Here is a 20,079-nt window from a genome sequence, read left to right as displayed (position 1 = left end):
CGCCGGCCGCCGCTCTAGCTTTTGCTCTCCAATGCCAGCACTTCCCGGCCTGGCCCCAGCCGCACCACCAGATCGGCGCGCCCCGGCATTTCGGTCAGGATGTGCCGGGTCAGGCGTTCATAGTGCTGGACGAAGCGGGCGATCCCGGCGCGGGTCATGGCCCGGGGCGCAGCCACATCGCGCAGTGCCTGTTCCTGCTGATCCCGCCAGCCCTGCACCACAAGCCAGTCCGGCGCGGCCAGCAGGGCAAGCCGGGTGATCCGCGCGAACAGGGCGGCATAGCTGCCCGCCAGCGCGCGGTTGACCGCGCCGCGCCACAGGCCCTGGGGATCCTCATCGCGTTCCAGCGTATTGACCGGTTCGGCCAGTGCCGCCGGGTCTTGCGGTGACGCGCCAAGGCACCAGCCTTCGAGCAGCAGCAGCCGCGTCTGTGCTGGCGCGCGCGGCCATTGCGCCATGGGCAGCGGTTCATCGCGGCCTTTGTCAAAGCGCGGCAGCGGTGCAGGCAGGCCGCGTACGAGAGCATCCAGCGTGGCCAGGCCCAGCGCCACGTCATGCGTGCCCGGCACGCCGCGCGTGGCGAACAGCGGATGGCAGCGATGCGCCAGCTCTGCCCGTGCGGAGCGGCCAAGGTAGAGATCGTCAAGCGAGAGCACCGCGCAGGCCGTGCCCTGTTCCTCCAGATCGCTTGCCAGTGCGGCGATCAGCGTAGATTTGCCCGAACCCTGCGCGCCGCACAGCCCCAGCACGGCCAGTCCCGGCGCATCGACCATCGCTTGCTGCGCCAGCCCATGCAGTGCGGCGAGCAGGCGCGGATCGGGGGTCATCGGCGCGGGGTAATGTTTACCGCCGGTGGCTGATCTGCATCCGTTTCACCTTCTGGCCGGGGCGGACGGGGACGAAAGGTCATCCGCAGCGGGGTGATGTGGCCATCGGGGCGCAAGCGGATGCGGATCAGGCCTTGCAGCTTGGGATCTCCCAGCTTGTCCTGCAGATCCAGCGCGGTGTTTTTCGGGGCATAGAGCCGCCCGCCGAACGTATTCGCCGCCTGACCCCCGCGCGGATCAATCTGGCCCGCCACCTGCACGCAGGCGGGATTTCCCGCCGCGGTTCCATCGGGCATGATCGGCACCGCCCGGACCAGATTGGGCGGCGATCCCACCAGGCACAGGGCGGACCAGGTGCGGCCCGCTTCGGGATCGGGGCCGGGCCAGTCATACTGGAACTGGACATAGTGTCCGCGCAGCAGATCGCGCGGGTCATAGCCTTGCACCGGCACGTCCCATTCGGTGCCTTCGCGGCTTTGCAGCTCGGTCTGCAGCCAGACCGCGCCGAGGCCAAGCAGGGGCAGCGCCAGCGCGGCGAGGTTGATCAGGCGGCGGTTCATGCCTCACTCTCCCGGGGCGGGGCAAAGCGCCGCGCGATCCGCATCGCACCCCAGGCGATCCCCAGGATCAGCAACCCGCTGAAAATCAGCCCGGCGCCGCTGGTCAGCAAATCATCGTCCAGTTCAAAACTCAGCACGATCAGGCGCAAGGCGATCACGGCCACTGCCAGCTGGAACACCCCGCGCCAGCCCGCATGCAGGCTGGCCCCGGCGATCCCCGCCCACAGCGCCATGAACAGCAGCGCCGCCACCACTTGTGACCCTGACAGGGGATAGGCCAGCAGCAGGACCATTGCGCACAGCGCCAGAATGCCGCCGGTCGCCTGCCCTGATTTGCCGGGCCGCGCCGCCGCAATCGCCCCGCCCGCCGCCAGCGCAATGACCGCGCGCAAGGCGAGCATGCCGAATGATACGAATTCGTTGCTGCCGGAATCGAACGACTTGTCCACGCTGGCAATCGCGATCAGGCTGGTCCCGCCTACGGCATAGGCAAAGCCCACTTGTTCAAGGCGGAGCCAGAAGGCGGGCCGGGCTGACCGCCCGCGCCACCACGCCGCCAGCGGGGCGTAGAGCAGCGGCAAGGCGGTAACCACGGTCACCGCCAAGGCGCCGGGTCGATCACTCCGCCCCCAAACCGCGCCCGCAGGCTCGGCATAGTCCCACACGGCATAGACCGACGTGGCGAACAGCAGCATGGCCGCAAGCCAGCTTTGTCCGCGCAGCAGCAGCAAGGGCCCCATCAGTGCCAGCCACAAGGCCAGCGGCTGCCACAGCGGCGAAGTGGTCTGATAGACCTGCCCGACATGGGCGAGGAACGTCATCCCCAGCATGGCGGTGACGAACAGCAGAGCTTCCAGCCCCCACGGCTGCGCCCGCGCCATCCGGTCCCCGCGGCGCCACAGCCAGCCGAGTGTCCCGGCCAGCAGCGCCAGATGCAGCGCCAGCCGGACCATGCCGGGGATCTCCTCCCAATTGGCCGCTACCACCAGCACCACGCCCAGGCCAATCGCCAGCGCGGCGATCCCGATCACCGCCCACAGCGCCAGCGGGCGGCTGTGATCGGCCTCCCACGCGCGGATCCGGGCGGCTTGCGCCTCGTCCAGCAGTCCGGCTTCTTGCCAGAGCTTTAGCTTGCGTTCGTACATGACGGCAGAGGCTATCAGGTCACCCAGCAAGATGGAAGCTTGCAGCAATTTCGTTTCAATTGTAACGAGATCGCCAAGGAGAACCCCCATGCGTGTCGGCACTGTCAAGGAAGTGAAGAACCACGAATACCGGGTCGGGCTGACCCCTGAAAGCGTGCGCGAACTGGTGACTCATGGCCATGAGGTGTGGGTCGAGGCCGGCGCGGGTGACGGGATCGGGGCGAGCGACGCCGCCTATGCCGCTGCCGGGGCCGTGCTGAAACCGCTCGCGGCGGACATTTTTGGCAGTTGCGAAATGGTGGTCAAGGTCAAGGAACCACAGGCCGCCGAACGGGCGATGCTGCGCGAAGGGCAGGTGCTCTACACCTACCTCCACCTCGCCCCCGATCCTGAACAGACCAGGGATCTGGTGAAGAGCGGGGTGACCGCGATTGCCTATGAAACGGTCACCGGGCCGGGCGGCCAGCTGCCGCTGCTCAAGCCGATGAGCCAGGTCGCCGGGCGGATGAGCATCCAGGCCGGGGCGACCGCGCTGGAAAAGGCGCATGGCGGACGCGGAGTGCTGCTGGGCGGAGTGCCGGGCGTGCTGCCCGGCCGCGTGCTGGTGATCGGCGGCGGCGTAGTCGGCTTCAACGCCGCGCAGATGGCGGTCGGGCTGGGCGCGGACGTGACCATTCTTGACCGCGATCCCGAAGTGCTCGAACGGCTTGGCACCCATTTCGAAAGCCGCGCCAAGACCCGCTTTTCCAACCGCGCCAACATCGAACAGATGATTGCCGAGGCCGAACTGGTGATCGGCGCCGTACTGATCCCCGGTGCCGCCGCGCCCAAGCTGGTCACCCGCGACATGCTGGCGCTGATGAAGCCCGGCGCGGTGCTGGTGGATGTCGCGATCGATCAGGGCGGCTGCTTTGAAACCAGCCACGCCACCACCCACGCCGATCCGACCTATATAGTGGACGGCATCGTCCACTACTGCGTCGCCAACATGCCCGGCGCGGTCGCGCGGACCAGCACTTATGCGCTCAACAACGTCACCCTGCCCCACGCGCTGCGGATCGCGGACCTGGGCTGGAAAGGCGCGCTGGCCGCCAACCCGCATCTGGCAGCGGGGCTCAACGTGTCGGGCGGCAAAGTTACTTACGAAGCCGTCGCGCTCGAATTGGGCTATGATTACGTGCCAGTGGCGGAAGTGGTGGGAAACTGAAGCGCTACCGGGTCCTCAGCTCAGACCGCCGCCAAGGCCCGATCCCAGCCCGCCCGCCGCGCCTTATCCACTGCCGCGCCCGGCGCGAATTGCTGCACCGCGCCGCGCATTGCGCCTGCCGCTTGCTCCAGCGAGCCAAACAGCCCCGCCCCCACGCTTGCCAGCATCGCTGCGCCCAGCGCCGTGGTTTCCACAAAGTGCGGGCGCTCTACCGGCACCTGCAGCACATCGGCCAGATCCTGCGCCATCCAGTCGTTGGCGCTCATCCCGCCGTCAATTTTCAGGCTGGTCCATTCCGCCCCGTCCGCGGCAAAGGCGCGGGCGAGGTCTGCGGTCTGCATCGCCATGGCTTCCAGCGCGGCGCGGGCCAGATGGGCGCGGGTGGTGGCAAACGTCAGCCCGGTGATCACTCCGCGCGCTTCGGGGCGCCAGTGCGGCGCGCCGAGACCTGACAGTGCCGGGACAATCACCACCCCGCCGCTGTCACTTACCGAACGCGCGAGCGCCTCGCTCTCACCGGCGCTGGCGATCAGGCCCAGACTGTCGCGCAGCCACTTGATCAGGCTGCCCGCAACAAACACCGATCCTTCCAGCGCATAGCTGCGCTGCCCGCCCAGCTGGCACAGCACCGTGCCCAGCAGCCGGTTGCCCGATCGCGGCAGGGCGCTGCCCATATTGGCCAGCACAAAGGCCCCGGTGCCATAGGTCGCCTTGGTTTCCCCGGGGGACAGGCAGCCCTGCCCAACGGTGGCGCTTTGCTGATCCCCGGCCAGCCCGGTGATCGGCACTGCCCGGCCCAGCAGATCGGGCCGGGTCACGCCAAACTGCCCGGCATTGTCCACCACTTCACCCAGCGCGGCGCGCGGCACGCCGATCAGATCGCACAGCCCCGCGTCCCATGTCGCACCATCCAGCGCAAGCAGCAGCGTGCGGCTGGCATTGCTGGCATCGGTCAGATGCGCACCGCCGGTCAGGTTGAACACCAGCCAGTCTTCTACCGTGCCCAGCGCCAGCTGTCCGCGCTGCGCCGCACTGGCCGCTTCGGGCACATTATCGATCAGCCAGCGCATCTTGGTGGCCGAGAAATAGGGATCAAGCAGCAGCCCGGTCGCCGCCTGAACCACCGGCTCCTGCCCCTGATTCTTGAGGTCAGCGCAGAAATCGGCGGTGCGGCGATCCTGCCAGACCAGCGCGTGGTGCAGCGGCTGCCCGCTCGCCCGGTCCCAGGCGACCACGGTTTCGCGCTGGTTGGTGATGCCGATGCAGGCGATCCGTGCCGCCCCGCCCAGCTGTTCCACCACCGCGCGCATGCAGGCCAGCGTCCGTTCCCAGATCTCGCCCGCGTCATGTTCAACCCAGCCGGGCTGGGGGTAATACTGGGTCAGTTCCTGCTGCGCCACGGCCAGCATCGCCCCATCCAGCCCCAGCGCCATCGCGCGGGTAGAGGTTGTGCCCGCATCCAGCACCAGAATCAGATCGCCCGTGGTGGTCATGCTGTATCTCTCCCTTTGGCGCGATGATTAGCGAGCGGATCGGGACTTGGCGAGGGGGGCAGTAGGGGCCATATGCCAATCCATGGACGCCCCGCCCAAACCCTGGCCCACCGGCCTGTCCGAGCAATGCGAACCGTTGGTGCGGCGCGTGCTTGCGCCCAATCCGTCGCACTATACCTTTACCGGCACCCAGACCTATCTGGTCGGCGCGGGGGATGATGTGGCGGTGATTGATCCGGGCCCGGCCGATACCGGCATGCCTGGCCACGCCGATACCAATGGCGCAGGCCATGTCGAAGCGATCCTGGCGGCAGTGGGCAGCGCGCGGATCGCCGCGATCATGTGCACCCACACCCACCGCGATCACAGCCCGGCCAGCCGCGCGCTTCAGGCTGCGACCGGCGCGCCGATCGTGGGCTGCGCGGCGTTGAGCCTGGACGATGATGGCCCGCGCGCCGATACCGCATTCGATCCGGACTATGCGCCTGACCGCGTGCTGGGCGATGGAGAGGAAATCAGCGGGCAAGGCTGGACGATCCGCGCGGTCGCCACCCCCGGCCATACCAGCAATCATTTGTGCTATAGCCTGGTGGAAAGCGGCGCGCTGTTCACCGGGGATCATGTGATGGCCTGGTCCACCAGCGTGGTTTCGCCCCCGGACGGGGACATGAGCGCCTATATGGCGAGCCTGCAAAAGCTTTATGACCGCGAAGACAGCGTCTATTACCCCGCTCACGGCCCAGCCGTAACCAAGCCGCGCCAGCTGGTGCGCGGCATGCTGGGCCACCGCAAAAGCCGCGAAGCACAGATTGTGCGGCTGCTGGAAACCGGGCCACATACCATCGGGCAGATGGTGCCGGTGATGTACAAGGGGCTCGATCCCCGGCTGAACGGCGCGGCCGGGCGTTCGGTGCTGGCGCATCTGATCGATCTGGAGCGGCAGGGCCGGGTTACAGAGGATGGTGAAACATGGAGCATGACCCTATGATCCGCACACGCTTTGCCCGACTGAACGCTATCGCTCTGGCCATGGCCGCCAGCCTGGCCTGGCCGGGCGCGGCGCAGGCCCAGAGTATGGGGCAGGCCTATGTTGATATCGCCACCCATCTGGCGATCGATGGCAAATGCAAATATCTGGACCCGGCACGGCAGCAGGCTCTGGCCCTGACGCTTGAAGAACTGGATCCGGCCATCAATCCGGCCAATCGGTCGCTGATCAACCAGCGGCTCGATCAGGTGCGCGGGGTCGTGGCCACCAAGCCGTGCGGCGATCCGGTGTTCGCGGGCGCGAAGACGGCGATTAGCGAGGCCGGAACTTATTATCAGGCCGTCTGGTCCGGGCGGGTGTTGGCCCTGGGCAACCTGCGCAGCGGCGAACTCTGGGCCACCTGGACTCCGGTCTCGGGGGTCAAGGCATCGGCGGCGAGCCACTTTCTCAAAGGCTGGGGTGCTTCCAGCCCGGGCGCTGAGGCGCAATTGCTGAGCGCGGTCCGCCCCGAAGCGCGGCGCGCCATGATCCTGAACTGCGCGGCACAGAGCAGCGAGGCGGCAAAGTGCCCTGCCATTACCCCAGCCCCCGCCGAGGGCGAGGCTGCGCGCGCGAAAGCCTGGGTGGCGCGGGTCGAACGCTTTGCCACCAAGCTGCCCGGCGCGCGGCTGGATGGCCAGCCGGTGCTGCCCGAAGGCATCGCCAGCTGGGGATCGCTTTACACTCCGATCTCGCTGGAAATGGCTTTGGTTCCGGGCCTGCCAAAAATGGCATGCAAAGTGGGAATGACCGTGGTCAAGGTCGAAGGGGCCAAGGCAACGCTGTACAACCCGCGCGATGGCTTTGCGGTTGGCGAAGGCACGGTCAGCCCGATGGGCGCGGCCTTGACCATCACGTCACCCCAGCTTGGCGGACCGGGCAAGATGCTGGGCCTGATCGGGTGTCAGGGTTGACCGGGTGCGGGGGCTGATCGGGCCATGACCACTCCACCAGACCTGCGTCGCCGCACGCCCGGCTGGCTGCTGCCCGGACTGGTCGGCGTCAATCTGGCCGTGGCAGCGTGGCTGCTGTGGCGCGCCCTGTTTGCCTCGCCCTATGGCGATCCGCTCGCCACCAGTCTGCTCGCGCTGGAAAAGCAGAACCGGCTGACGGTGTTTTCGGCCCAGCTTTCCCCGGTGGTCGCGGCCGATGATGCGCGGCTGTTTGGCATGCTGAAAAGCCGCCAGGTTGCGGTGATCCCGGCGCGGGTGGACTATGCGCTGGACCTGTCGGCAATGGGCAAGGACCGGCTGCACTGGGATGCGGCCACGCAGCGGCTGGATGTGGTCCTGCCGCCGGTACAGGTTTCCGCCCCCAACCTTGACGAAGCCCGTGCGCAGTATCTGCGCGAAGGGGTGTGGATCACGGCCGATGCGCAGACCAAGCTGACCCGTGACAACAGCCTGCTCGCCCAGCAGCAGGCGGTTCAGCAGGCGCAGAACCCGGTGCTGATGGATCTGGCACGGGCCGCGGCAAAGCAGGCGATCAGCCAGAACCTGACGATCCCGCTGATCGCGGCAGGGCATGACCGGATCACGGTGACAGTCCGCTTTGACGGGGAACCCGCGCCGGGCCAATAGGCTTGACGGCCCGGCGGACACAGTGGAATGTCCGGGCACAACGGGTCGCCACGATTGGGGGAGCACATATGGCGACTTTGGCCGAAGGCGGCGCACGCCCGCGCGCGGAGGAACGGTTCTTTTTTCACCTCGCCTGTGCGATGGCGGCGGTGCTGGTGGCGGGCTTTTCGGTTCAGCTGGCCGCAGGGCGCTCAAGCTTTGCCGTGCCGCTGGTCTATCACCTGCATGGTGTGGTGTTCTTCGGCTGGACCGCGTTGTTCCTGCTGCAGAGCTGGCTGGTGGCCAGCGGCAACCGGGCGCAGCACCGCCGTCTGGGCTGGCTGGCGGCGATCTGGGTGCCGGTCATGGTCGGGCTGGGCATGGCGCTGACCGTGGCCTCGATGCGGCGCAGCGGCGGGCCGTTCTTTTTCGATGCGAACGAATTCCTGATCGGCAATCCCACCGGGCTGCTGGCCTTTGCGGCCATGGTCGCGCTGGCCGTGCGGATGCGCCGCCGCAACGATTGGCACCGCCGCCTGATGATCTGCGCCATGGCCTCGATCACCGGGCCAGGCTTTGGCCGCCTGCTGCCGATGCCGCTGCTGATCCCGTGGGGCTGGGAAATCAGCAACACGATCGGGCTGGGCTTTGTCGCAGCCGGCATGCTGCGCGATCGCCGCCACCTCGGCGCGGTTCACCCGGCATGGCTGGTGGGGAGCGCCGTGGTAATCGGCTGGATCGCGCTGGGGCAAGTGCTGGCCTATAGCGACTGGGGAATGGAGCTGACCCGCTCGGTCATGGCCGGCCATCCCGGCGCGGTGCGGCCGATGGAGGCATACCTGCCTTGATTAGTGCGGCGGGACGGGCCATCTGGGCGGCAGCTTTGCAACAAGGTGAATCCAATGACCGCCCAGCCCGCCAACCTGACCGGACTTGACCTGCGCGAGGAGATCCAGCGCCTGCGAGGGGAACGCAACGCGATCATCCTGGCGCATTATTACCAGAGCCCGGACATCCAGGACCTGGCCGACTACATCGGGGACAGCCTCGAACTGTCGAAAAAGGCGGCGGCGACTGATGCCGATGTGATCCTGTTCTGCGGGGTCAAATTCATGGCCGAAACCGCCAAGATCCTCGCGCCCGGAAAGACCGTGATCCTGCCCGATCTCAACGCCGGGTGCAGTCTGGAAGATGCCTGCCCGCCCGAAAAGTTCGCCCAGTTCCGCAAGGCGCACCCCGATCACATCGCGCTGACCTATATCAACTGCTCGACCGAGGTGAAGGCGCTGAGCGACGTGATCGTCACCAGTTCCAGCGCGGAAACGATCCTGGCGCAGATCCCGGAAACCCAAAAGATCATCTTCGGCCCGGACCGGCATCTGGGCGGCTACCTCAGCCGCAAGTTCAACCGCGAGATGCTGCTGTGGCCGGGCGTCTGCATCGTCCACGAAGCGTTCAGCGAGACCGAGCTGCTCAAGCTCAAGGCCCAGCACCCCGGCGCGCCGGTCGCCGCGCACCCGGAATGCCCGCCGCATATCGTCGATCACGCCGATTACGTCGGCTCGACCAGCGGGATCCTGAACTATGCCAAGGCGTTCGAGGGTGATACCCTGATCGTCGCGACCGAGCCGCACATCATCCACCAGATGCAGTTGGCGATCCCCGACAAGACCTTCATCGGCGCGCCCGGCGCGGACGGGCAATGCAGCTGCAACATCTGTCCCTACATGGCGCTCAACACGCTCGAAAAGATGTACCTTGCGCTCCGCGACCTCTCCCCCCGGATCGAGATCGAGGAAGGGCTGCGGCTGCAAGCGAAGAAGAGCCTCGACAAGATGCTGGAAATGGCCAGCGGGACCGTGGGCCAGGGGGATCTGGGCTCGCGCTAGATCCAGGGCCGTTCGTCCACCACACCGGGCGGGGCCATGTTGAGGTACTGCACGATGCGCGGGAACGCACCATGGTTGGGCGTTGCGCCGTGCGGCAGGGCGTGGTGCCAGATCACCATGTCCCCGGCCATGCCCGGCACCGGCACGGTTCCCGCTGTCAGGTCCACGCCGCGCGGGTCCTGCCCGTCCAGCGCGGCGAACCACGCATCGTAATCGCGGTGGAACCCCGGCAGCACCTGCAAGGGACCATGATCGGCGGGCGTATCGGTAAGATAGATGATCGCCTGCGTCCCCAGCGGCATCGGCGGGGCCATGCTGGTATCGATATGCAGCGCTGATCCCAAGAACGGGCAATCGTCACGGACCGGCTGGTTAAAGCTCATCCGGTCAACATTGCCCCACAGGTCACCCGTGCCCCAGATCTGCGCGAACGCCTTGTGGACGCGGGGAGACCGGCGCGCGACGTCCAGTTCCGGCGCTTGCCACAGCGGGAACCACAGCCCGCGCGCGGGATCGGCGTACCAGCTGGCGGGATCGTCCGGACTGGCCCCGATATGGTCCCACATGACCCGCGCGGCGGCTTCAGCCTCGGCAGCGGAAATTGCCTGACGCAGGACGACGAAGCCGTGCTGCTCCCAGAACGCCATGTCCGCCGCGTCCAGCACCGCAGGCGCGGCTTCAAGCGCGGCGATCCGGGCCTGCGCGGCGGGCGGCACCGGCGCGCCATCGAGCAGCGCGTGATAGCGTTCCACCCGCACCGGATCGGGCAGGCCGGCGGTGACCGCGATCCACCCGGCAAACTGTTCAAAGGTCGGGCGCTGCTGGAACAGGTGGTCGAGCACTTGCCCGATCCCCAGCCCCAGCAGGTCCACCAGCAGCCGGTCATGGCGCGTCAGCGGGGCCGGCGCCTGCCCCGGCGCGCAGCGCTGCCACAGCTGGTCAAGCCCCCGGATCGCCTGAACCGCCGCACTCTGGTCCGAACCTGCCATGACCGATCCCCCCCCGCGCGATCACTTCTGCGTCGAGCGGGCAAGCACCAGCCCGGCGCTGACCAGCACCATGCCCAGCCCGTCAAGCGGCGACAGCACTTCGCCAAACCAGAACCAGCCCAGCACCACCGAAACCACCGGCTGAGTGAGCAGCGCCAGCCCCACGATCAGCGGCGAAAAATGCTTGAGCGCATAGACCAGCAAGCCCTGCCCGATCACCTGGCTGGTCAGCGCCAGCGCCAGCACCGGGCCCCAATCGCGCGGCCAGACCGGTTCGCCCAGCAGCAGCGCCAGACCCAGCAGCACCGCCGCGCTGCTGGCGCTGGACCAGGTCAGCAAGGACCAGTTGCCCAGGCTGGCCCGCGCGTTCTGGAGCAGCAGGATATAGAAAGTATAGAGGAACCCGGCGAGCAGGCAGAGCAGATCACCGATCAGCGTGGCATGATCGATTTCCAGGCTGCGCCCCAGCAGGATTGCCGAACCGCCCAGTGCCGCAGCAAAGGCCAGCCATTCATTGCTGCGGGGCCGCCGCCGCAACACGATCAGCCCCCAGACCACCAGCAGGATAGATCCCGAATTGCCGAACAGCGTGGCATTGCCCAGCCGGGTCAGCCCGATCCCCAGATGCCACGATCCCAGATCCAGCGCAAAGAACACCCCGGCCCCGGCCAGCGCCAGCATCACCTTGCGCGGCAGGCCCAGCACCGGCTGGCCCGTTGCCCGTGCGAACAGCACGAACACCGGCACGGCCAGCAACAGCCGCCAGAACGCCGCCGAAACCGGCCCGCAATCGGCCAGCCGCACCCACAACGGCCCCAGTGCCAGCGCAAAATTGCCGCCCAGCAGTGCGGCAAAATGCCAGCCGTTCCAGTTCCTGCCGCTGTGCACGGTTGCAATGCCCATGACCTTGCCTTAGCCGCACGGTTAAACCTGTAAATCGAAATTGGGGATTGCCTGATGCACGAAGCACTGTTCCAGCCGATCAAATTGGGCGCGATTGATGCCGCCAACCGCATCCTGATGGCCCCGCTGACCCGCGGCCGGGCCGATGCCGGAGCCGTGCCAAGTGCCCGGATGGTGGAATATTACCGCCAGCGCGCCAGCGCCGGACTGATCCTGAGCGAAGCGACCGGGATCAGTGTGGAAGGACTGGGCTGGCACGCCGCACCGGGGATCTGGAACGATGCGCAGACCCAGGCCTGGAAACCGGTGACCGAAGCGGTCCATGCCGAAGGCGGCAAGATCGTGTTGCAGCTGTGGCACATGGGCCGGATCGTCCATTCCGACTATCTGGATGGCAATCCGCCGGTTTCGGCCAGCGCCACCACCGCGCCCGATCATGCCCACACGCCAACGGGCCGCAAGCCGCATGTCCAGGCACGCGCCGCCACGCTGGAAGACATCGACCGGATCGTTGCAGACTATGCCAATGCCGCGCGCAATGCGAAGGAAGCCGGGTTTGACGGGGTCCAGCTGCACGGCGCAAACGGCTATCTGATTGACCAGTTCCTGCGCCTGTCGAGCAACCTGCGTGACGATGATTACGGCGGCAGTCCGGCCAATCGCGTGCGCCTGATGGACCGGGTACTGGGCGCGCTGGTGGACGTGTGGGGGGCAGACCGGGTGTCGATCCGGCTTTCCCCCAATGGCGACAGCCAGGGCTGCGATGATCCGGATCCGGCAGCGATCTTCAGCGAAGCCGCGCGGGTTTGCCAGAAGCATGGACTGGGCTTTGTCGAATTGCGCCAGCCGGGGCCCACGGGCACTTTTGGCCGCACCGATGTGCCCAAGCAGGACGGCGTGATCCGTTCGATCTATACCGGACCGCTGGTGCTCAACAGCGATTACACCGCCGCCGAGGCCGAGGCCGATGTGCAATCGGGCCGGTGCGAAGCGATCAGCTTTGGCCGCCCGTTCATTTCCAATCCCGATCTGCCCGCGCGCATTCGCGTCGGGGCCGATCTGGCACCCAACGTTAACGTTCCGCAAAGCTGGTATCTGCCAATAGCGGAAGGGTATATTGACTATCCGCCGATGGAGACGGCGGGCTGACAACAAAGGGGTTGCGTCATGGCAGTGCGGTCTTGGCTGTTCGTTCCGGGGGACAGCGAAAAGAAGCTGGGCAAGGTTGCTGCCGCTGGCGCGGACGTGGTGATCGTCGATCTGGAAGATTCGGTCACCTATGACAACAAGCAGCGCGCGCGCGAAATGGCTTGCGATTGGCTGAAAGCGCACCGCCAGCAAGTGACCGACCGCAAATTTGGCCGCTGGGTGCGGATCAACGCGCTGGACAGCCGGATGTGGCGCGATGATCTGCTGGCCGTGCTGCCCGGCGCGCCCGACGGGATCATGCTGCCCAAATCGGCCGGGCCGGAATCGGTCCAGGCGCTGGGCGCGGAACTGTATGAGCTGGAACAGCGCTGCGGGGTTCAGGCCAATTCGACCCGGATCCTGCCGCTGGTCAGCGAAACCGCCGCAGCGGCGATCACCATCCCCAGTTACCTGACCATGCCGCTGCCGCGCCTGGCCGGGCTGACCTGGGGCGCGGAAGACCTGTCGGCCGCGATCGGCGCGGCCCGCAAGCGCGATGCCGGTGGCAAGTGGACCGACGCATTCCGTTTTGCCCGCACCCAGACGCTGCTGACCGCCCATGCCCGCGGGCTGATTGCGATCGACACGCTGCATGCCGATTTCGCGGACGACAAGGGCCTGAAGCGGGCCGCCGAGGAAAGCCGCGCCGATGGTTTTGCCGGGATGCTGGCAATTCATCCGGCCCAGGTTCCGATCATCAATGCCGCCTTCACCCCCAGCGAGGAAGAACTGGCCGAAGCGCGCGCCATCGTTGCCGCGTTCAGCGGCAATCCAGCGGCCGGGGCATTGCAGATCGACCGCCGGATGATCGACCGCCCGCACCTCAAGCTGGCGCAGCGCTTGCTGGGGATCGAGGAATAGGGCCACCTGCCCCCCAGCTTTGCCACTTTGCGTCTGCGTGAGCCATTCAGGTCCATCCTGTGCCTGTCCGGCCACGGGGGTGAGCGGACCGCGTGGTTGGAATGGTTCACGCAGAGACGCAGAGAAGAAGGGGAGACGCAGAGGGGTCGCTCCGCGCCGCAGGCGCTACTTGCCATCCCAGCCAACCGTTTGACGCTATGCGGGGGAAGAAAAGCGGCTGCGCCGCAAGCGCTCCCTCTCTGCGCCTCTTTTCTGCCTCTGCGCCTCTGCGTGAACTATTCCGTTCCGTCGTGTGCCCACCCGGCCACGGGGTTAGCGGACCGCGCGGTTTGAATGGTTCACGCAGAGACGCAGAGAAGAAAGGGGAGGCGCAGAGAGGGAGCGCTTGCGGCGCAGGCGCTACTTGCCATCCCGGCCAATCGTTTGGCGCGATGCCTGGAATGGAGAGCGGCTTCGCCGGAAGCGTTACCTCTCTGCGTCTCCTTTTTCTTCTCCGCGTCTCTGCGTGAACCATTCAGGTCCATCGTCTGATTGAACGGTCGCTGGGGTAAACCCAAATCTCAGCAACACTGACCCGGCCCCAAGGATAACCCTTTCACGAGTGCCGCTGGGCGGTTATGGAGCCTGCAATGCTCAGGCTGCCCCATCCCCTGCGGTGAAATTCCTCCCCGCCATTGACCGGTATATCCTGCGGCTTGTGCTGGGGCCGATGGTGGCGGTGTTTATCATCGCCGCATCGCTGCTTGTGCTCGACAAGATGCTCAAGCTGTTCGATTTCGTCGCGACAGAAGGCGGGCCGGTCAGCGTGGTGTTCCGGATGCTGGCCAACCTTTTGCCCGAATATGCCGGGCTGGCGATTCCGCTGGGGTTGCTGCTGGGCATTCTGCTGGCGTTCCGCAAGCTGGCGACCAGCAGTGAACTGGACGTGATGCGCGCGGTGGGGCTGGGTTATACCCGGTTGTTGCGGGTGCCCTATGCCATCACCCTGGTGCTGGCTGCGGTCAATCTGGTGGTGGTCGGCTATTTGCAGCCGATGACGCGGTACTGGTATGAACAGCTGCAGTTCGAACTGCGTTCGGGCGCGCTGGGGGCTTCGATCAAGGTGGGGGAATTCACCACCTTGCAGGACAAGATGGCGCTGCGGATCGAACAGAGCCGCGAGGAAGGCCGCCAACTGATCGGGATTTTCGCCCGGGTCAGTTCCGCCAAGGGCCAGGTTTTGACCATTTCCGCCCGCGAAGGGCGGTTTCTGGCGCTGAAGGATGCCCCCGACACGATCGTGCTGCGCCTGACCCAGGGCCAGATCGTACAGGACGTGCCGGGGCAGAGCCCGCGCGTGCTCAGCTTTACCCGCCATGACCTGCCGATCGATCTGCCTGCGGTGGAGAAATTCCGCCAGCGCGGCGGCAAAGAGCGGGAATATATCCTGCCCGAACTGCTGCGGATCGGCTGGAACGATTCGGTCAGCCAGAAAGTGCGCAATGAAAGCCGGGCCAGTCTGAACTTCCGGCTGGTCGAAGTGGCGATGATGCTGTTGTTGCCGTTGCTGGCGGTGGCGCTGGCGGTGCCGCCCAAGCGGTCCACCTCGTTCCTGGGGGTGTTCCTTTCGGTGATCATGGTGGTCGCCTATCACAAGATCAACGAATATGGGCAGGCGGTGGCCGCGCTGGGCAGGGTTTCGGCCGAGCTGGCGCTGTGGGGGCCGTTCATCGCTTTTGCCGTGCTGATCCTGTGGATGTACTGGCGGATCGCCTATGTCCCCGGCGGCCAGCCGATCGGTGCGCTCGATCGGCTGGCGACGAATGGTAGCAAGTGGCTGCGCCAGTTCCTCGCCCGGTTCCGCCGCGATCCGGTGAAGGGGCGCTAGGCGATGCGGATCGAACTGTTCCCCTCGGCCACACTGGCGCGCTATCTGGCGCGGCAGTTCGTGATCTGGATTCTGGGCATGTTGCTGATTCTGGTGCTGTTGCTCCAGACGCTCGACCTGCTCAGCGAAAGCGGCAAGATCCTGGGTGCGGCGGGCAATGGCCAGGCCGAGCTGTGGCACTATGTCAGCCTGCGGGTGCCGCAGCTGGTGCAGCGGTTCCTGCCCTATTCGGTCTTGCTGGCAACGATCATCACGCTCGCCACGCTCAACCAGAACAGCGAAGTGATCGCGATGAAGGCCGCGGGGCTTTCTGCGCATCAGGTGCTGGCGCCGCTGCTGGCCAGCGCGGCGGTGGTGTCGCTGCTCAGCTTTGGTTTCAACGAACGGGTGGTGACCCGCTCGTCCGCGACGCTCAAGGTCTGGCAGGCGCGCGAATATGGTCCGGTGCCGGCGGATTCGGGCGTGCGCGCCAATGTCTATCTGCGCGACGGGCCGAATATCCTGACCGCCGGAACCGTCAGCGGCACGGGGGCGGGGATCCGCATGGAAAACGTCACCTGGTACCGCCGCGATGCCACCGGCATGGTGCTGGAACAATTGCGCTCGCCGCGGGCCAGCTATGCCAATCCGGGCTGGAGATTGGAATCCCCAAAACAATTTGACATCGCCTCGACCCATTCCGGGTCACTCCCCTCCATAGTCGTCGCCCAGGATGTGTTTCCTCAACAAGTCGCCATCAGCAAGGTCGATCCCGACGGCGAAGACATCATCTCCCTCCACCGCTCAATCCAGGCCCTCAAGGCCTCGGGCCGCCGCACCAGCGAGCTGGAAGGCAAGTGGTGGCACAAGTTCTCCGGCCCGCTTTCCGCCCTGCTGATGCCCCTGCTCGGCGCCGTCGCCGCCTTCGGCCTCGCCCGCTCAGGCGCGCTGCTGGTGCGTTCGATTATCGGTATGGCGCTGGGCTTCGCCTATTTCGTGGTCGACAATGCCGCGCTCGCGATGGGCAACTTCGGCGGCTACCCGCCCCTTGTCGCGGCGTGGGGGCCGTTTCTGCTGTTCTTGCTGGTCGGCATGACCGTGCTGATCCGAACCGAGGAATAGTCCTTCCTGCAATCCGCCGGCCCCGATCAAGCACGCCATCAATGAGAGGTTTCATGCGCCGCCTGCTCCTGGCCCTGGCCCTGATCTCCACCCCGGCTCTGGCCGCTGATCCGGCCGAACCTCTGCCTGCAGGCCCGGCCCAGTTTACCGGCACCGACTGGCGCTTTCGCGACCAGGCCGGGGCCGAGATCCAGATCAGCTTTCTGACGCAGGGCAAGGCCTTGCTGACTTTCAACAGGCAGGACTGGGTCGGCACCTGGTCCGCGCAAGGCACCGAGGTGACGATCACCAGCCCGCGCGGTTCAGCGCGGTTTACTTACGAGGGTGACAAGGTTCGTGGCAGCAGTTCGCTGACCGGCCGAGAGGCGGCGATCACCGTGGTCGAATATCGCGGCAAGATCGACATGGACAAGCAGGTCTACGCCCAGCTCTTGCGCTTTACCCCGTGCGACTGGATCAACGAAGCGGTGCGGATCACCGCCCGCGGCGGCGCTCTGTCCGACTGGGCGACGAACGGCAAGGCGTTCGACATGCAGGGCTATGGCAATGCCAAGCGCAGCGAAAGCCGCAATCGGCTGATCGTGGCCGAGGTGGGCAAGGGCCGCAGCTTTGGCGGGATCAAGGGACCCTACCTGACCTTCCACAAGCTGCTGGCAGACTGCCCGATCCGTCACGACGGCAAGAGTTATGGCCTGGAAGGCCTGGTTCGCACCACCCGCGACAAGGATGCCAGAACTGAACTGGTCTACAGCTACTTCCGCCTGCGCGGCGCCAGCGGCAAGCTGGGCCAGGTTGAAATCGTGATCTATGGCGACTGGCACAGCCGCACACCCTTTGCCGTGCTCGACATCGGCACCGGCGATTCGGCTTTCCCGAACTTCTCGTCCTACGCGGTGCGCTCCAGCTTTCCGAAAGGCTGGCAACCGTTCGGAGTGCGGCCCGTAGCATCGTGATCGACGAGCAACGCTGTCCACGGAGCAAAATCGGCCCGCCCCGCAGGGGTTGGACGGCAAGACCCCGTGGACTGCGTTGCGGCACTTGCAGAGGCCATCAGGCCCTAACGCGGCAGCATCGTGCTGCGTGCCAGCCGGGCCAGCAATGGCAGCAGCCCGGGATAGTTCGCCCCGTCATAGGTTGACCCCGCACCCAGGTGCGCGGTCAGCCGGCGGTGGCATTCGCCCAATGCGTGGTACGGCATCGAGGGCAGCAGGTGGTGCAGCGCGTGATAACGCAGGCCCACCGGCGCCCACAGCGGCGAAAGCAATGCGGGCGGCGGGACGTTGACCGAATCGAGGTACTGCCCGGTCACGGTCATCGCCGCACCGTCATTCTCCCACAAATGAGCCACCAGTGTGCGGATCTGGTTGAACACCGCGACTGCCGAGATCACGCTCATGCCGATCGCCAGCGGCCGCCAGTCATAGGCCCACGCGGTATAGATCAGGAACCACCCCCACAGCGCCGCGCCCACTTCTTGCGCCACGACCATTCGCGCAAATGCGCCTTCGGGCGGGCGGCGGCGGAAATCGGGGTTGATCGAAAGCGAGCTGGCCCGTGCCCAGACCAGCCGGCGCAGCGGCGGAATAACCACGCCAAGTGGGCCAAGCACCGCATAGCGCACCAGCAAGGCCGCAGGCAGCAGCGCCGCAACCAGGATAAACAGCGGCAGCGACCAGGGCTTCATCAACGCCAAAGGCAGATATTCGGGATCCTCTTGCGTGCCATACCGGGTCCGCGCGTGGTGCAGGGTGTGTACCCCTTCATACATCAGGCTGGGGGTCAGTATCGGAATGCCGACCAGCACATTCCAGACGAACCGGAACCCTGGCAGGGCATCACGGTGGATATGGGTCAATTCGTGAATGAACAACAGCGCGCGGTATAGAAACACCACTGCCACCGCAGCGCAGACCCAGGCCTGCCAGCCGGGCAACAGGATCGCTCCGGCCATCGCGGCATAGCCGATCCCGGCCGAAACCAGCATGTCGGGCCAATAGATTTCCGGCCGCGCCTCGGCCAGATCGCGAGTCAATTCCACGGCCGCACGCAGCATGTCCTTGTCATCGGGAATCGTGGCCAGCGACGGCGCGGCGGCGATGCGTTCCTGTACTGTCATGCTAGCAATCCAAATGTGACCCGACTGTTTTTTCGCGCCCGTTCCTGCACGGTCCGGCTTGACTTTGCCGGGCTGCCCGCCGCAGGCAGGGCGCGAGACGCCCCTATTCGCGAACAAAGGCAAGATCGTGGCTGAACAACAGGTAACTGTCACCCCCGTCACCAGCAAGGCGGATTTCAATGCTTTTATCGATCTTGCTTATCGGCTGAATGCATCAGACCCCAACTGGGTCGCCCAGCTGCGCAGCGAAGAAGTGGAAAAGTTTTCGCCAGGCGGAAACCCGTTCTTCGAACATGCCCGCCACCAGTATTTCCTGGCTCGCCGGGATGATCGCGTGGTCGGGCGCATCTCTGCCCATATCGATGAACAGGCTCAGATCCAGCCGGTCGAACAGGGCATGGGGCCCGGCACCGGCAACTGGGGCGCGATCGAGGCCGAAGATGAGGAAAGCGCCAAGGCCCTGATCGCTGCGGCGGAAGACTGGCTGCGCGGCCAAGGCATGACCCGTGTGCTCGCGCCGATGAACCTGTCGGTCTGGGAAGAGCCCGGCCTGCTGATCAAGGGCGCAGACCATCCGCCGATGGTGATGATGGGGCACCAGAATCCGGCCTATCAGGCCTGGATCGAAGGTGCGGGCTATGACGGTGTAAAGACGCTCTACACCTATGATCTTGATATAACGCAGGAATTCCCGCCGCTGATCAAGAAGATCGTCGACATGGGCAAGCGCAACGCCCGGATCCACGTGCGCGGAGTGGACAAAGGCAATTTCGATGCCGAAGCCCGGACCATCCTCGACATCCTTAACGATGCCTGGTCGGACAATTGGGGTTTCGTGCCGATCACCGATGCAGAAGTGGCCTATACCGGCAAAAAGCTGAAGCCGCTGGTGCGCGAAGATCTGATCATGATCGCCGAACTGGATGGCGAACCGGTGGCCTTCATGATGACCCTGCCTGATCTCAACCAGATCCAGATGAAGACCAATGGCCGGGGCGGCAAGCCCAGCCTGCTGGGGTGGATCAAACTGGGGTTGTGGACGCTCAAACCCCGAAACACCGATATGCGCGTGCCGCTGATGGGGGTGCGCAAGACGTTGCAGGGCAGCCGCATGGCCAGCCAGCTGGCTTTCATGATGATCGAGGCGATTCGCAGCAATTCGGTGAAGAATTACAACGGCCAGCGCGGCGAGATCGGCTGGGTGCTGGACGACAACCAGGGCATGAATGCGATCGCCGCCGCGATCGACAGCAAGATCAACAAGGAATACCGGGTCTACGCGAAGGGGCTGTAACGCTACCAATCCTCCCCCTTTGGGGGAGGTGGCAGCGCGCAGCGCTGACGGAG

The 20,079-nt window shown here is 65.8% G+C and carries 19 protein-coding genes; 12 read left to right on the top strand and 7 right to left on the bottom strand.

The window, feature by feature from the left end; translation table 11 throughout:
• Positions 1–14 precede the first annotated feature (14 nt).
• Genes MNBBLIKP_RS03185 through MNBBLIKP_RS03175 form a run of 3 tightly spaced genes read right to left on the bottom strand, consistent with a single transcriptional unit; the run spans position 15 to position 2,532 of the window.
• Positions 15–827, bottom strand: a complete 813-nt coding sequence (locus MNBBLIKP_RS03185; protein WP_088307395.1) for a kinase — start codon at positions 825–827, stop codon at positions 15–17.
• A complete protein-coding gene (locus MNBBLIKP_RS03180; protein WP_088307393.1) occupies positions 824–1,387 on the bottom strand; it encodes a GDYXXLXY domain-containing protein in 564 nt (187 codons plus the stop codon). The genes MNBBLIKP_RS03185 and MNBBLIKP_RS03180 overlap by 4 nt, the downstream gene beginning before the upstream one ends.
• Positions 1,384–2,532, bottom strand: coding sequence for a DUF2157 domain-containing protein (locus MNBBLIKP_RS03175; protein WP_088307391.1), 1,149 nt, complete (start codon positions 2,530–2,532; stop codon positions 1,384–1,386). The genes MNBBLIKP_RS03180 and MNBBLIKP_RS03175 overlap by 4 nt, the downstream gene beginning before the upstream one ends.
• Before the next feature lie 88 nt (positions 2,533–2,620).
• Here MNBBLIKP_RS03175 and ald point away from each other — a divergent pair, with 88 nt between their 5' ends.
• Complete coding sequence (ald, locus tag MNBBLIKP_RS03170) at positions 2,621–3,739, top strand: alanine dehydrogenase (protein ID WP_088307389.1); 1,119 nt, start codon at positions 2,621–2,623, stop codon at positions 3,737–3,739.
• A 20-nt stretch (positions 3,740–3,759) separates the two neighbouring features.
• Here the strand turns inward: ald and glpK are convergent, their stop codons facing one another.
• Positions 3,760–5,232 carry a glycerol kinase GlpK gene (gene glpK, locus MNBBLIKP_RS03165; RefSeq protein WP_088307387.1) on the bottom strand — a complete coding sequence of 491 codons (1,473 nt, stop codon included), beginning with the start codon at positions 5,230–5,232 and terminating at the stop codon, positions 3,760–3,762.
• Positions 5,233–5,314: 82 nt separating this feature from the next.
• Here glpK and MNBBLIKP_RS03160 point away from each other — a divergent pair, with 82 nt between their 5' ends.
• From MNBBLIKP_RS03160 to nadA, 5 genes are all read left to right on the top strand, one after another.
• A complete protein-coding gene (locus MNBBLIKP_RS03160) occupies positions 5,315–6,220 on the top strand; it encodes an MBL fold metallo-hydrolase (RefSeq protein WP_088307385.1) in 906 nt (301 codons plus the stop codon).
• Positions 6,217–7,173: a hypothetical protein gene (locus MNBBLIKP_RS03155; RefSeq protein ID WP_140420517.1), complete on the top strand. Its 957-nt coding sequence runs from the start codon at positions 6,217–6,219 to the stop codon at positions 7,171–7,173. The genes MNBBLIKP_RS03160 and MNBBLIKP_RS03155 overlap by 4 nt, the downstream gene beginning before the upstream one ends.
• 24 nt (positions 7,174–7,197) lie before the next feature.
• Positions 7,198–7,839: a DUF4230 domain-containing protein gene (locus MNBBLIKP_RS03150; protein ID WP_088307381.1), complete on the top strand. Its 642-nt coding sequence runs from the start codon at positions 7,198–7,200 to the stop codon at positions 7,837–7,839.
• Between the two features lie 68 nt (positions 7,840–7,907).
• A complete protein-coding gene (locus MNBBLIKP_RS03145; RefSeq protein ID WP_088307379.1) occupies positions 7,908–8,666 on the top strand; it encodes a hypothetical protein in 759 nt (252 codons plus the stop codon).
• 54 nt (positions 8,667–8,720) lie between these two features.
• Positions 8,721–9,707 carry a quinolinate synthase NadA gene (nadA, locus tag MNBBLIKP_RS03140; protein ID WP_088307377.1) on the top strand — a complete coding sequence of 329 codons (987 nt, stop codon included), beginning with the start codon at positions 8,721–8,723 and terminating at the stop codon, positions 9,705–9,707.
• On the opposite strand, the gene MNBBLIKP_RS03135 is transcribed toward nadA, so the two are convergent.
• Together MNBBLIKP_RS03135 and MNBBLIKP_RS03130 are read right to left on the bottom strand one after the other, a co-directional pair.
• Positions 9,704–10,696, bottom strand: a complete 993-nt coding sequence (locus MNBBLIKP_RS03135; protein WP_088307375.1) for a phytanoyl-CoA dioxygenase family protein — start codon at positions 10,694–10,696, stop codon at positions 9,704–9,706. The two genes, nadA and MNBBLIKP_RS03135, sit on opposite strands and share 4 nt — an antisense overlap.
• 21 nt (positions 10,697–10,717) lie before the next feature.
• Positions 10,718–11,599 carry a DMT family transporter gene (locus MNBBLIKP_RS03130; protein WP_088307373.1) on the bottom strand — a complete coding sequence of 294 codons (882 nt, stop codon included), beginning with the start codon at positions 11,597–11,599 and terminating at the stop codon, positions 10,718–10,720.
• A gap of 54 nt (positions 11,600–11,653) precedes the next feature.
• On the opposite strand from MNBBLIKP_RS03130, the gene MNBBLIKP_RS03125 reads away from it, so the two are divergent.
• The 5 genes from MNBBLIKP_RS03125 to MNBBLIKP_RS03105 all read left to right on the top strand — a co-directional run bounded on the left by MNBBLIKP_RS03125 (position 11,654) and on the right by MNBBLIKP_RS03105 (position 17,569).
• Positions 11,654–12,748, top strand: a complete 1,095-nt coding sequence (locus MNBBLIKP_RS03125; RefSeq protein WP_088307371.1) for an alkene reductase — start codon at positions 11,654–11,656, stop codon at positions 12,746–12,748.
• Positions 12,749–12,766: 18 nt separating this feature from the next.
• Positions 12,767–13,648 (top strand): HpcH/HpaI aldolase/citrate lyase family protein, encoded by an 882-nt coding sequence (locus tag MNBBLIKP_RS03120; protein ID WP_088307369.1) that lies wholly within the window; start codon positions 12,767–12,769, stop codon positions 13,646–13,648.
• A 655-nt stretch (positions 13,649–14,303) separates the two neighbouring features.
• Entirely contained in the window at positions 14,304–15,515 is a 1,212-nt protein-coding gene (locus MNBBLIKP_RS03115) for an LptF/LptG family permease (protein ID WP_088307367.1), read from the top strand.
• 3 nt (positions 15,516–15,518) lie between these two features.
• Positions 15,519–16,616, top strand: coding sequence for an LPS export ABC transporter permease LptG (gene lptG / locus MNBBLIKP_RS03110; RefSeq protein WP_088307365.1), 1,098 nt, complete (start codon positions 15,519–15,521; stop codon positions 16,614–16,616).
• Positions 16,617–16,669: 53 nt separating this feature from the next.
• The gene (locus MNBBLIKP_RS03105) at positions 16,670–17,569 is read left to right on the top strand and encodes a hypothetical protein (protein ID WP_140420516.1); all 900 of its coding nucleotides are present in this window, start codon (positions 16,670–16,672) and stop codon (positions 17,567–17,569) included.
• Between the two features lie 104 nt (positions 17,570–17,673).
• Here MNBBLIKP_RS03105 and MNBBLIKP_RS03100 read toward each other — a convergent pair whose 3' ends face one another.
• On the bottom strand, positions 17,674–18,732 hold the full coding sequence (locus tag MNBBLIKP_RS03100) for a fatty acid desaturase family protein (RefSeq protein WP_088307361.1): 1,059 nt from the start codon (positions 18,730–18,732) through the stop codon (positions 17,674–17,676).
• A 124-nt stretch (positions 18,733–18,856) separates the two neighbouring features.
• On the opposite strand from MNBBLIKP_RS03100, the gene MNBBLIKP_RS03095 reads away from it, so the two are divergent.
• On the top strand, positions 18,857–20,026 hold the full coding sequence (locus tag MNBBLIKP_RS03095; protein WP_441339262.1) for an N-acetyltransferase: 1,170 nt from the start codon (positions 18,857–18,859) through the stop codon (positions 20,024–20,026).
• The last annotated feature ends 53 nt before the right edge of the window (positions 20,027–20,079 follow it).

Source organism: Novosphingobium sp. B 225 (genome assembly GCF_002198665.1).
Classification (GTDB): domain Bacteria; phylum Pseudomonadota; class Alphaproteobacteria; order Sphingomonadales; family Sphingomonadaceae; genus Novosphingobium.
The sequence above is the reverse complement of the archived record's forward strand: the minus strand, read 5'-3'. Positions and strand labels throughout refer to the sequence as shown.

Bases quoted from the DNA above. Each gene is read 5' to 3' on its own strand.
- MNBBLIKP_RS03185 (WP_088307395.1), bottom strand. From the start codon at position 827: ATGACCCCCGATCCGCGCCTGCTCGCCGCACTGCATGGGCTGGCGCAG.
- MNBBLIKP_RS03180 (WP_088307393.1), bottom strand. From the start codon at position 1,387: ATGAACCGCCGCCTGATCAACCTCGCCGCGCTGGCGCTGCCCCTGCTT.
- MNBBLIKP_RS03175 (WP_088307391.1), bottom strand. From the start codon at position 2,532: ATGTACGAACGCAAGCTAAAGCTCTGGCAAGAAGCCGGACTGCTGGAC.
- ald (WP_088307389.1), top strand. From the start codon at position 2,621: ATGCGTGTCGGCACTGTCAAGGAAGTGAAGAACCACGAATACCGGGTC.
- glpK (WP_088307387.1), bottom strand. From the start codon at position 5,232: ATGACCACCACGGGCGATCTGATTCTGGTGCTGGATGCGGGCACAACC.
- MNBBLIKP_RS03160 (WP_088307385.1), top strand. From the start codon at position 5,315: ATGGACGCCCCGCCCAAACCCTGGCCCACCGGCCTGTCCGAGCAATGC.
- MNBBLIKP_RS03155 (WP_140420517.1), top strand. From the start codon at position 6,217: ATGATCCGCACACGCTTTGCCCGACTGAACGCTATCGCTCTGGCCATG.
- MNBBLIKP_RS03150 (WP_088307381.1), top strand. From the start codon at position 7,198: ATGACCACTCCACCAGACCTGCGTCGCCGCACGCCCGGCTGGCTGCTG.
- MNBBLIKP_RS03145 (WP_088307379.1), top strand. From the start codon at position 7,908: ATGGCGACTTTGGCCGAAGGCGGCGCACGCCCGCGCGCGGAGGAACGG.
- nadA (WP_088307377.1), top strand. From the start codon at position 8,721: ATGACCGCCCAGCCCGCCAACCTGACCGGACTTGACCTGCGCGAGGAG.
- MNBBLIKP_RS03135 (WP_088307375.1), bottom strand. From the start codon at position 10,696: ATGGCAGGTTCGGACCAGAGTGCGGCGGTTCAGGCGATCCGGGGGCTT.
- MNBBLIKP_RS03130 (WP_088307373.1), bottom strand. From the start codon at position 11,599: ATGGGCATTGCAACCGTGCACAGCGGCAGGAACTGGAACGGCTGGCAT.
- MNBBLIKP_RS03125 (WP_088307371.1), top strand. From the start codon at position 11,654: ATGCACGAAGCACTGTTCCAGCCGATCAAATTGGGCGCGATTGATGCC.
- MNBBLIKP_RS03120 (WP_088307369.1), top strand. From the start codon at position 12,767: ATGGCAGTGCGGTCTTGGCTGTTCGTTCCGGGGGACAGCGAAAAGAAG.
- lptG (WP_088307365.1), top strand. From the start codon at position 15,519: ATGCGGATCGAACTGTTCCCCTCGGCCACACTGGCGCGCTATCTGGCG.
- MNBBLIKP_RS03105 (WP_140420516.1), top strand. From the start codon at position 16,670: ATGCGCCGCCTGCTCCTGGCCCTGGCCCTGATCTCCACCCCGGCTCTG.
- MNBBLIKP_RS03100 (WP_088307361.1), bottom strand. From the start codon at position 18,732: ATGACAGTACAGGAACGCATCGCCGCCGCGCCGTCGCTGGCCACGATT.